Raw genomic sequence first — 9,553 nt, 5'->3', positions numbered from 1 at the left:
ATCATTTCTCTGGCCTTGTGCACCGCCGGCTACACCGCCGAAATTATTCGCGGCGGCCTGCTCAGCGTGCCGCACGGGCAAATCGAAGCGGGGCAAGCCATCGGCCTGTCCCGCTGGCAATTGCTGTACCGCATCATTGCCCCGATGACCTTGCGCCAAGCCCTGCCGGCTTACTCCACCGAAGCGGTATTGCTGGTGAAATCCACTGCCCTCGCCAGCCTGTTGACCGTGTGGGATGTGACCGGCGTCGCCCAGCAAATCATTCAGCGCAGCTACCGCACCATGGAAGTGTTCGCCTGCGCGGCGTTGATTTATCTGGTGCTGAATTTTCTCGTGGTGCGTGCGGTCGGCTGGCTGGAGGGGCGCTTGGCAATTCCCTCGCGGCCCCGTGAAGACGACAGCGCCCTACCCCCTGCACCCGCCCTTTCCACCCCCAGCAAGTTGCCTGGAGCGCCATGACTTCTCCTGCCTCGCCAACCCTTAAGGTGGCCAATATCCATAAATCCTACGGCGCCGCCCATGTGCTCAAAGGCATCGACCTGCAAGCCGAACAAGGTGACGTCATCTCTATTCTCGGCGCCAGTGGCTCGGGCAAAAGTACCTTTCTGCGCTGTATCAATCTGTTGGAAACGCCGGATGAAGGCAGCATTCAGGTCGGCGATGAGCAAATCGCTCTGCACCGTAAGCGTGATGGTTCGCTTACGCCCAGCAACCGCAAGCAGGTGGAACGCATGCGCGCCCGCCTGGGCATGGTGTTCCAGAGCTTTAACCTGTGGTCGCATATGACCGTGCTGCAAAACGTTATGGAAGGCCCGCTGCGGGTACTCAAACGCCCGCGCGCCGACTGCTTGCAAGAGGCCGAAGCCTTGCTGTACAAGGTCGGCCTGTACGACCGGCGCCACTACTACCCCGCCCACCTCTCCGGCGGCCAGCAGCAACGCGTGGCCATCGCCCGCGCCTTGGCGATGAACCCCGATGTGATGCTATTCGATGAACCGACTTCAGCACTCGACCCCGAGCTGGTCGGCGAAGTGCTGCGGGTGATGCGCGGCCTGGCCGAGGAAGGTCGCACCATGCTGGTGGTAACCCACGAAATGGGTTTTGCCCGCCATGTCTCCAACCGCGTGGTGTTTATGCACCAGGGCCTGGTGGACGTAACCGGCTCCCCCACAGAACTGTTCGAAGGACCGGCCAGCGAGCGCTTTCGTCAGTTTATTTCCAGCCATCAACTGCGGAGCAGCGAATGATCTGCCGCGAAGAGCCTCCCGTGCACACCAACAGCCCGACCGCCGTAGTAATCGACACCCAACCGCTAACCTTTCGCCAGGTGGTCGCCGTGGCCCGCGAGGGCGCGCGCCTGGAATTGTCCGACCAGGCCTGGCAGCGCGTGGAAGCTGCGCGGGCGATTGTTGAACGGATAGTCGAAAGCGGCGAACGCGCCTACGGCATCAATACGGGCTTGGGTGCCCTGTGCAACGTTGCGCTGCACGACGACCAACTGGCGCAGCTGTCGCGCAATACCCTGTTAAGCCACGCCTGCGGCGTCGGCGCGCCGCTGCCGGCGGAGCAGACCCGCGCCATCATCTGCGCGGCCGTCAACAACTACGCCCACGGCCACTCAGGCATCCAGCGCCCCGTGCTGCAAGGCCTGCTCGACTTGCTCAACAACGGCATCACCCCCTGCGTGCCAGCCCAGGGCTCGGTGGGCTACCTCACCCATATGGCCCATGTCGGCATCGCCTTGCTCGGGGTCGGCGACGTCACGTGGCGCGGGCAACGTATGAGTGCCGCCCAGGCCTTGGCCGACTGCGGCATGACGCCGGTGCAACTGGGCGCCAAAGACGGCCTTAGCCTGGTTAATGGCACGCCGTGCATGACCGGCCTGGCCTGCCTGGCCCTGGCTGATGCCTGGCAATTGGCTGAATGGGCAGACGTAATCGGCGCCATGAGCTTCGAAGCCCTGGGCGGTCAACTCAATGCCTTCGATGAAGCGGTGCTGGCCCTCAAGCCGCACCCCGGTATGCAGCAAGTGGGCAGCAACCTACGGGCACTGCTGGCCGGCAGCCAACGCTTGCTCAGCCAACAAGCCTTGCGCACCCAGGACGCCTTGAGCATTCGTTCCATTCCGCAAATTCACGGCGCCTGTCGCGACCAGATTGCCCATGCGCAAGCGCAGATCAATATTGAGCTGGCCTCGGTGAGCGATAACCCGCTGCTGCTGGGTACCCCGGACAACTACCGGGTGATGTCGCAGGCCAACCCCCATGGCGAGTCTGTGGCCATGGCCGCCGACCTGTTGTGCATCGCCGTGGCCGAGCTGGCCGGCGTAGCGGAGCGGCGCCTGGATCGCCTGATCAATCCCTTGGTCAGCGGCCTGCCGGCTTTTCTGGTGGCGCAGCCTGGGGTCAACTCCGGGATGATGATCGCCCAATACGTAGCCGCCGCCCTGGTCGGCGAAAACCGCCAGCTGGCGCAGCCCGCAGTAGTCGATAACTTCGTTACCTCCGGCCTGCAGGAAGACCACCTGAGCCTGGGCACCAGTGCCGCGCTAAAACTGCTTAAAGCCGTGGAAAACAGCTACCGCGTGCTGGCCATCGAATACCTGTTGGCCGGCCAGGCCTTTGAGTTTCTCAAGGCGCAAAGCTTTGGCGTGGGTACGGAACAGGCCTGGCGTCGCTTGCGCCAGAACGTGGCGCCCTACGACCAGGACCGCTGGCTGGCGCCGGATATCGAAACGGTATTTAACCTGCTTAAACGCAGTGAGCCAGTCTGGAGCTGACTGCACAGCGCATAGACCCGTAGGGCGCTAGCCGCCCTACGCTCGCGACGATTAGCCGTGGGTGATGGCCTCATAACCCTCAACCGGCGCCGGCCACGGGCTGAGAATCTCGAAGCCGGTGTCGGTGACCGCGACCATATGCTCCCACTGCGCAGACAGGGATTGATCCCGCGTGAGCACCGTCCAGCCATCGGCTAAGGTTTTCACCCCACGCTTACCGGCATTGAGCATGGGCTCCACGGTAAAAATCATCCCAGGCTTAAGCTTCAAGCCAAGGCCTGGGCTGCCGTAATGCAGAATCTGCGGCTCATCGTGGTAGACCTTGCCAATGCCGTGCCCGCAATACTCGCGCACCACGCTAAACCCGGCACTTTCAGCCACGCTTTGAATGGCATAGCCGATATCACCCAAGGTGGCCCCAGGGCGCACCACCCGAATACCCGCGCACATCGCTTCATAGGTAGTCTTCACCAAGCGCAGCGCTTCTGGCTTGGGCTGCCCCACCAGGTACATGCGGCTGGTATCGCCATACCAACCGTCTTTCACCACGGCCACGTCGATATTGACGATATCGCCGTCTTCTAACGGGCGAGACGTGGGAATGCCATGGCACACCACATCGTTCACCGACGTGCACACGGTTTTCGGATAGCCGTGATAACCCACGTTGCCGGGAAGGGCCTTTTGCACCTGCACAATGTAATCGTGGCAAATCTGGTCGAGCTGCTCGGTGGTTACGCCCGGTTTAACGTGCTCGGCGATCATCGCCAACACCTGGGCGGCAAGGGTGCCAGCCACCTTGGACTGAGCGATTTGCGCCGGGCTATTGATCGGTACGCCTTTTCTCATGAGGCAATACTCGCCGGTGCATCGGCCATATCGCAGACGTGCTGCAAACTCAGGCCACCGGCCTGTTCAGCACGAATAAGCAGGCGACAGATTTGGCTATGATCCAGCTCAGGATTGAGTTCGGCCAACATACCCAAACGCAGCCAATGCTCGGCCTGGGCATTCATGGAACGGCTTAACGCATTACTCGCCACGCGCAAGCTTTCGTGCATTTCTTCGGAGATTTTTACGATGCCCATGGCGATCACCTAATACGAAACATATATGAAACGTATACTACAAATAGTGAAGCAGCATTGGCAACCCGAATTAACGCACCACGCGCTTTTCTCGGTGCACGTGCACACCTTGCCAGCCTCTGATGCCGAATATTCCCCGAGCACTCAGCCCGTTCTGCCGTCTTGACGGCCACGGTCTGATTACGCCACCCTACGTCAGGGCCGTAGCATGAGCGAATGCTCACGATCATCGAATCTCCACTTTTCTCCAAACTTTGGCCTGACTATTGGACCGAAGAAGAGCGCGGCGCTTTTATGACCTACCTTGCCAACAACCCTGACGCTGGGGTTGTGGTACCGGGCTCAGATGGCTGCCGTAAAGTACGCTGGAACATGGACGGCAAAGGCAAAAGTGGCGCTGTACGCGTTATCTATACTGCTCAACTCGCCAGCGGCGCGCTGGTCGCGCTGATTATTTACGGCAAAGGCGCCAGCGAAAATATCCCTGCGCACATCCTGCGCAAAATCGCCAAGGAGCTAAATCATGCCCCTAACTGAAAAAGAACTCATGGAGCGAGATGCCAAACGCAATATTGGCGAAGAACTTCTGAGCTCTATTCGTGATGTAAAGGCTGGGCGCCATGGTGCTCGCCACCAACCCAATGTCACAGAGGCGGCAGAAGCGCGAAGCAAAACGGGCCTTTCCCAACCCAAGTTTGCTGAGTTGCTCGGCGTGTCTGTACGCACCCTGCAGGAATGGGAACAAGGACGGCGAACGCCATCCGGCGCAGCGCGTTCGTTGTTGCACATTGCTACGTCACGACCGGACGTGTTCCGCGATGTGCTGGCCGGTTAGCTCGAAATACAGCAGTAAAGCCGCATGAGCGTTATGCCTGGGATAGTGTTCCCCGAAGCGATAGCGTTACAGTCAGAGCCCCTGTGCTCGGAGCAAGACGGGCAAAACTTTTTCTCGTAGAAAACCGTCCAAATGATCGCCGCAACTAGAAAAGCCTGCGTATCAGACGTTCTACCTAACCCTTTCGGATTTTCTCAGCCATGAGCGAACACCCGCCAAAGCCCACTTGCGCAGCCTGCCAAGACGGTGCCGCCCTTGAGTTCGACTTCAGTATGGCGTTCCAGCCCATCGTCGATATGCGCGACCGCAGCCTGTTCGCCTATGAGGCGTTGGTACGTGGCACAGATGGCAGTAGTGCGGCGTCGATTCTGGGGCGCGTGACCGACCACAACCGCTATGCCTTCGACCAGGCATGCCGGGTTAAAGCCGTGGAGTTGGCCAGTCGTTTACAAGTTCCGTGCCTGCTGAGCATCAACTTTCTACCCAACGCCGTGTACAAGGCTTCGACCTGCATTCGCGCCACCCTGGAGGCTGCCCGTCGCTTCAACTTCCCCACCGAACGGATTATTTTCGAGCTAACCGAGGGCGAAGAGTTACAAGACAAAGACCACCTCAAAGACATTATTCAGGAGTATCACAAGCATAACTTCCGCACTGCCATCGACGACTTTGGCGCCGGGTATGCGGGGTTGAACCTGCTGGCGGAATTTCAGCCAGACATCATCAAGCTGGACATGGCATTGGTGCGCGATATCGACACCCACAACGTGCGCCAGGCAATTGTGCAGGGCATTTTAGGCGTTTGCCGCGCCCTGAATATTGAAGTGATTGCCGAGGGTATCGAGTCGGTCGGCGAGTTGCGGCACCTGCACGGGCAAGGCATTAATCTGTTCCAAGGCTATTTATTTGCCCGCCCGGCGCTTGAGCAGTTACCCGAAGTGAACTGGCCAACCCTTTAATCTGACGCTTTGACTCCACTTCCAAAACCGTCAGCTATGCGCTGCTAACGCTGCGGCTAACTCAAGAAGAGTTAGCCTTTCCCCCCCCAGTCCAATACCTCACAAAAAAACACGCTGTTGAGCTCTCCCTCCTTTAATACGCCACTGCCTGTGTGGCACCTCTTTTTTACCGGGGGATCCGCGTTTCTATACTAAGGTTATGTCCAGTTAACTTTAGAAAATACGTAGGAATTACGATCGACCCAAACCGCACCAAGGAGCGCTCATGTTCAACCAACCACTAAAAAAAGAGTTGGCAGCTCAGGCCGCCAAAATTATCGAGTATGAAAGTTTGTTTGCGGCACTTGAGCGATCTATGGCGGTAGTGGAATTCGACCTGGACGGCAATGTTCTGCGCTGCAATGACAATTTTTTGCTTGCGATGAAATACCGAGCTGATCAGCTTACCGGGAAAACTCACAAAGACTTTTGCTCCCCAGCCTTAGTGCGCAGCAGTGAATACGCCGACTTCTGGGCTCAACTGCGCGCCGGAAAATTTCTCTCAGGCACCTTTAAACGCGTTAATGGCCAAGGACAGAATGTGTGGCTAGAGGCCACTTACAACCCGGTGATGAACGAACAACGGCAGGTAGTAAAAGTGGTCAAGTATGCGCTGGACGTCACTGAGAAGCTGACGATAGACGCTGAAAGAGGCGGCAAACTGAACGCACTTGATCGCGCAATGGCCATCATCGAGTTTGCTCTGGACGGCACTATCCTTGGCGCCAACGAAAACTTCCTCAACGCCATGGGCTACTCCAACACCGAGTTGAAGGGAAAGCACCACCGCCTATTTTGTGAACCGAGCTTGGTCAACAGCAGTGAATACGAAGACTTCTGGCGGCGCCTCAACGCTGGCGAAGTTGTCAGTGGACAGTTCAAGCGCATAGGCAATCACGGCAGAGTCGTCTGGCTGGAAGCGACCTATAACCCGGTATACGACGCCGAAGGCAAGCTCAATAAAATCGTTAAATTCGCCGCCGACATAACCGCTCGCGTAGAGAAGTTTGAAGAGGACTCGCGCGGCGCGTCTCGCGCCTACCACATTTCAGCCGAGACGGAAAAAATCGCAGAGCAAGGTGCTCAAGTCATTCAGCAGACGGCCAAAGAAATGCGCCTTATCGCGGACAATATTGGTACTTCGGCCCGGCTGGTCGGCCAGTTAGGCGACCGTTCTGAACAAATCACCGCAATCGTTAATACCATTCGCGGCATCGCCGATCAGACTAACTTGCTCGCACTCAATGCAGCCATTGAGGCGGCCCGTGCAGGTGACCAAGGCAGAGGGTTTGCCGTGGTTGCTGACGAAGTAAGACAACTGGCAGGCCGTACCAGCCGTTCAACGGCTGAAATTGCAGAAATGATTGGCTTGATCCTATCGGAAACCCGAGATGCAGTTGCGAGCATGAATGCCACACAGGAAGGTGCGCAACGCGGAGTCACCCTGGCGGACCAGGCCGGTGCGGTTATCTTACAAATCCGCAGCGGAACAAGCGATGCAGTCGAGGCCGTAAGTATGTTCGCCTCCAAACTTGATGAATCGGAAGTTATTCCAAAAAGTGCGGCCGGATGGGTCGGGTGAGATCAAGCAGGGGAGCGTTAGGGCCTTACTGCGGTAGCACCGGAAAACGGCTAAGCAACTGCTGCGCTAAATCGTTCAAGGCGGCAAATTCCTTGAAGTCCGGCGTGTAGTCCATTTGCTTGGGCCACTGCTCGGCAGCGGTTTTGTGCCAATAAAGAATGGCGTCGTGCCCGGCGACTGAGTCGGGCATCTGCCTACGGGTATATTGCCAAGGCTGACCATTTACCCAACGCCATTCACGGGAAACGCTGTCTGGCTCATCGCTGGTGGAAACGTTCACCAGTTTGCCGTCGGCAAAGTTGTAGAAATAGCGCAGGTACATTTCATCGTCGGTACCGGTCAGCCAAATACTGCACACCTCCCCGCTCGGCTTACTGGCGACATACACCTCGGCTGTATGGCGATAGGGCCAACCCACGGCAACAGGCAGATTGGCCATGTAGCTGCTATTCACAAAGCTCTGGTTGCCGGGCAAGGAACAGGACTCATCAAACTTGCCGCGGCCCTGTGCCGGGTTCCAGTGCCACCCATGGTCGCTGCCTGGAATCGCGGTAAATGCGTCGAGCAGTTCATGACTGATCATTTGCTGATCGTCGCCAAAGTGGCCGCGCACCCTCGCCATAACGCTGTCGCGACTGGCCCAATACACCTCGCGGCCAGATTTCAGCCCGCACTGCGCCACCTCAGCGGCCGCCTTGGCACCGCGCGCATAGCTCAACAGCAAGCCATTAGTAAGCACTTCGCCGCGCTCGACATCGTCGGCATAACACCTGAGGTCAATCTCCAGGCTGGTGTTCTCACAACCTTTGGCGCAGGTCATATAGTCCAAAACCAGCGCATCGATGCGAAAGGTGCCGCCGTGATCTTCAATCACCGGCGCAAAGTCCAGGTTCAACGTATGAGGGTCGGCGGCCACTACCTGCGCCGCGGGCAGTTTGAGGTAAAGCGTGCGGTCCTGGGTGCGGGTGCAGCGCTTGAATGACGGCAAAATCGACAGGCTATAGCGCGGCGGTGGCGGGCAATTGGCGCGGGAAGTGGTTGTTTCAGTGGTATTGGGCGCGCCTTCAACCAGCGGTCGATAGGTAGCATGCAGTTTTACCTGCCAATGGCCGACTGGCGCTGCGCCGGGGTCGAGCACGCGCACGCTGACACGATGCTGTTCCAAGGCCAACGGCTGCGCCATGCACAGCGTAGGGGCCGCCAGGTAGGCAGTGAGCAGCAGAACGAGCCAAGGCAGGCGAATGGGCATGGGCGCAACCGTTAGGGCGAGTGAGCTGCCAGTGGCCAAGCAGAGCAGCCGACTCGACAGACGAGTGCGCGCAAGCGTGAATCGCGGCTGGGCTTAGGAAATCTGCTGAACATCCAGTAACGCCCATACCACAAGCCCCTTGCTCTTGATCTCTTTCTCAGCATCGAGCTTGGCGATGTCCACGCTAATGGACCGGGACTTATATTCGAACTTGAACGTGGGACCACCCTCAGCTTTTCGTACGCTGTAGGTGACCAAGGTGTGAGGAAATACCCGCTTCTCTCTTTTTACATCGTCCTTGACTGGTTCAACACCAAGCTCTAATCCGAGAGCCCGACGCATTTCATTTTCAGTCAACTGCATTTGTAGCACTACTCCAGGCTTTAAACGACGTCATGACCAGACCGGGTTAAAACGTTTCACCGGCTGTTTACGGCGGCGTATCGTCTCAATACTGAGCCATGATAGCTAGCCGCCACACTACACATCGACAAGCCGTTGGCAGATTTTGCAAAAGAGTTTTCACTTCAACAGAACACCTGCCGGCCCTGACTCTGCGCCAGAGCATAGGTAATAGGCCCAGCGCCGGTACTGCCGCCATAACTGCCGCAGGCGGCGGTGCGCACATCACAGCGTGAAAACGAAGCAACCTACAGCGCCACCAAAACGATCACCGCGCATTCGACTAGCTCGACCATCGCGCCAGCGGTATCGCCAGTGGTGCCGCCAAGCCGCTCAAGCATGCGGCGCCGCAACCAGACGAACAGCAGCAAGCCAGCCACCACCATCACCAACGCCGACAAGCCGAATAGCAACATGGCCAGGGCATGCAGCGCCAACACCAGCGGCAGGCGTTCACGCGGCAGGTGCTCGGCCAAGGCCTGCCCCAATCCGCCAGCGCGGACATAGGGCGTGGTCATAAACAACAAAGGCAACAAGCCCCGCGCTAACCACGGTGCCAGCAGCAACGCACTGGCGTGTTGCTGCTCAAGCAACGCCACCAGCGCGGTAAATTTAAGCAG

General features: G+C 58.2%; 12 protein-coding genes. 7 read left to right on the top strand and 5 right to left on the bottom strand.

Annotated elements, in window-relative coordinates:
• From AAAB16_RS19270 to hutH, 3 genes are all read left to right on the top strand, one after another.
• A partial coding sequence (locus tag AAAB16_RS19270) for an ABC transporter permease subunit (RefSeq protein WP_340664781.1) occupies nt 1-459 on the top strand: 459 nt, incomplete at its 5' end.
• Nucleotides 456-1,247 carry an ATP-binding cassette domain-containing protein gene (locus tag AAAB16_RS19265; protein WP_340664780.1) on the top strand — a complete coding sequence of 264 codons (792 nt, stop codon included), beginning with the start codon at nt 456-458 and terminating at the stop codon, nt 1,245-1,247. The genes AAAB16_RS19270 and AAAB16_RS19265, both read left to right, overlap by 4 nt.
• On the top strand, nt 1,244-2,779 hold the full coding sequence (gene hutH / locus AAAB16_RS19260; protein WP_340664779.1) for a histidine ammonia-lyase: 1,536 nt from the start codon (nt 1,244-1,246) through the stop codon (nt 2,777-2,779). Before AAAB16_RS19265 ends, hutH begins: the two co-directional genes overlap by 4 nt.
• 51 nt (nt 2,780-2,830) lie before the next feature.
• Here the strand turns inward: hutH and map are convergent, their stop codons facing one another.
• On the bottom strand, nt 2,831-3,628 hold the full coding sequence (gene map, locus AAAB16_RS19255; RefSeq protein WP_340664778.1) for a type I methionyl aminopeptidase: 798 nt from the start codon (nt 3,626-3,628) through the stop codon (nt 2,831-2,833).
• Entirely contained in the window at nt 3,625-3,867 is a 243-nt protein-coding gene (locus AAAB16_RS19250) for a ParD-like family protein (RefSeq protein WP_340664777.1), read from the bottom strand. The genes map and AAAB16_RS19250 overlap by 4 nt, the downstream gene beginning before the upstream one ends.
• Before the next feature lie 216 nt (nt 3,868-4,083).
• Here AAAB16_RS19250 and AAAB16_RS19245 point away from each other — a divergent pair, with 216 nt between their 5' ends.
• The 4 genes from AAAB16_RS19245 (at nt 4,084) to AAAB16_RS19230 (ending at nt 7,282) form a co-directional block, all read left to right on the top strand.
• Nucleotides 4,084-4,404 carry a transcriptional regulator gene (locus AAAB16_RS19245; protein WP_340664776.1) on the top strand — a complete coding sequence of 107 codons (321 nt, stop codon included), beginning with the start codon at nt 4,084-4,086 and terminating at the stop codon, nt 4,402-4,404.
• Nucleotides 4,391-4,702, top strand: coding sequence for a helix-turn-helix domain-containing protein (locus AAAB16_RS19240; protein ID WP_340664775.1), 312 nt, complete (start codon nt 4,391-4,393; stop codon nt 4,700-4,702). Before AAAB16_RS19245 ends, AAAB16_RS19240 begins: the two co-directional genes overlap by 14 nt.
• Nucleotides 4,703-4,902: 200 nt before the next feature.
• Complete coding sequence (locus tag AAAB16_RS19235; protein ID WP_340664774.1) at nt 4,903-5,661, top strand: EAL domain-containing protein; 759 nt, start codon at nt 4,903-4,905, stop codon at nt 5,659-5,661.
• Nucleotides 5,662-5,926: 265 nt separating this feature from the next.
• Entirely contained in the window at nt 5,927-7,282 is a 1,356-nt protein-coding gene (locus AAAB16_RS19230; protein ID WP_340664773.1) for a PAS domain-containing methyl-accepting chemotaxis protein, read from the top strand.
• A gap of 25 nt (nt 7,283-7,307) precedes the next feature.
• Here the strand turns inward: AAAB16_RS19230 and AAAB16_RS19225 are convergent, their stop codons facing one another.
• The 3 genes from AAAB16_RS19225 to AAAB16_RS19215 form a co-directional block, all read right to left on the bottom strand.
• Entirely contained in the window at nt 7,308-8,531 is a 1,224-nt protein-coding gene (locus AAAB16_RS19225; RefSeq protein ID WP_340664772.1) for a hypothetical protein, read from the bottom strand.
• Nucleotides 8,532-8,624: 93 nt separating this feature from the next.
• On the bottom strand, nt 8,625-8,894 hold the full coding sequence (locus AAAB16_RS19220; RefSeq protein ID WP_340664771.1) for a hypothetical protein: 270 nt from the start codon (nt 8,892-8,894) through the stop codon (nt 8,625-8,627).
• 287 nt (nt 8,895-9,181) lie between these two features.
• Nucleotides 9,182-9,553: adenosylcobinamide-GDP ribazoletransferase (locus tag AAAB16_RS19215; RefSeq protein WP_340664770.1), on the bottom strand; the 372-nt coding region annotated here is incomplete at its 5' end.

The sequence above is a fragment of the Pseudomonas sp. genome, from assembly GCF_037994325.1.
Classification (GTDB): domain Bacteria; phylum Pseudomonadota; class Gammaproteobacteria; order Pseudomonadales; family Pseudomonadaceae; genus Aquipseudomonas.
This window is presented reverse-complemented; position numbering and strand designations above follow the sequence as displayed.

Coding starts and splice junctions, on each gene's coding strand:
- AAAB16_RS19265 (WP_340664780.1), top strand. CDS start 456: ATGACTTCTCCTGCCTCGCCAACCCTTAAGGTGGCCAATATCCATAAA.
- hutH (WP_340664779.1), top strand. CDS start 1,244: ATGATCTGCCGCGAAGAGCCTCCCGTGCACACCAACAGCCCGACCGCC.
- map (WP_340664778.1), bottom strand. CDS start 3,628: ATGAGAAAAGGCGTACCGATCAATAGCCCGGCGCAAATCGCTCAGTCC.
- AAAB16_RS19250 (WP_340664777.1), bottom strand. CDS start 3,867: ATGGGCATCGTAAAAATCTCCGAAGAAATGCACGAAAGCTTGCGCGTG.
- AAAB16_RS19245 (WP_340664776.1), top strand. CDS start 4,084: ATGCTCACGATCATCGAATCTCCACTTTTCTCCAAACTTTGGCCTGAC.
- AAAB16_RS19240 (WP_340664775.1), top strand. CDS start 4,391: ATGCCCCTAACTGAAAAAGAACTCATGGAGCGAGATGCCAAACGCAAT.
- AAAB16_RS19235 (WP_340664774.1), top strand. CDS start 4,903: ATGAGCGAACACCCGCCAAAGCCCACTTGCGCAGCCTGCCAAGACGGT.
- AAAB16_RS19230 (WP_340664773.1), top strand. CDS start 5,927: ATGTTCAACCAACCACTAAAAAAAGAGTTGGCAGCTCAGGCCGCCAAA.
- AAAB16_RS19225 (WP_340664772.1), bottom strand. CDS start 8,531: ATGCCCATTCGCCTGCCTTGGCTCGTTCTGCTGCTCACTGCCTACCTG.
- AAAB16_RS19220 (WP_340664771.1), bottom strand. CDS start 8,894: ATGCAGTTGACTGAAAATGAAATGCGTCGGGCTCTCGGATTAGAGCTT.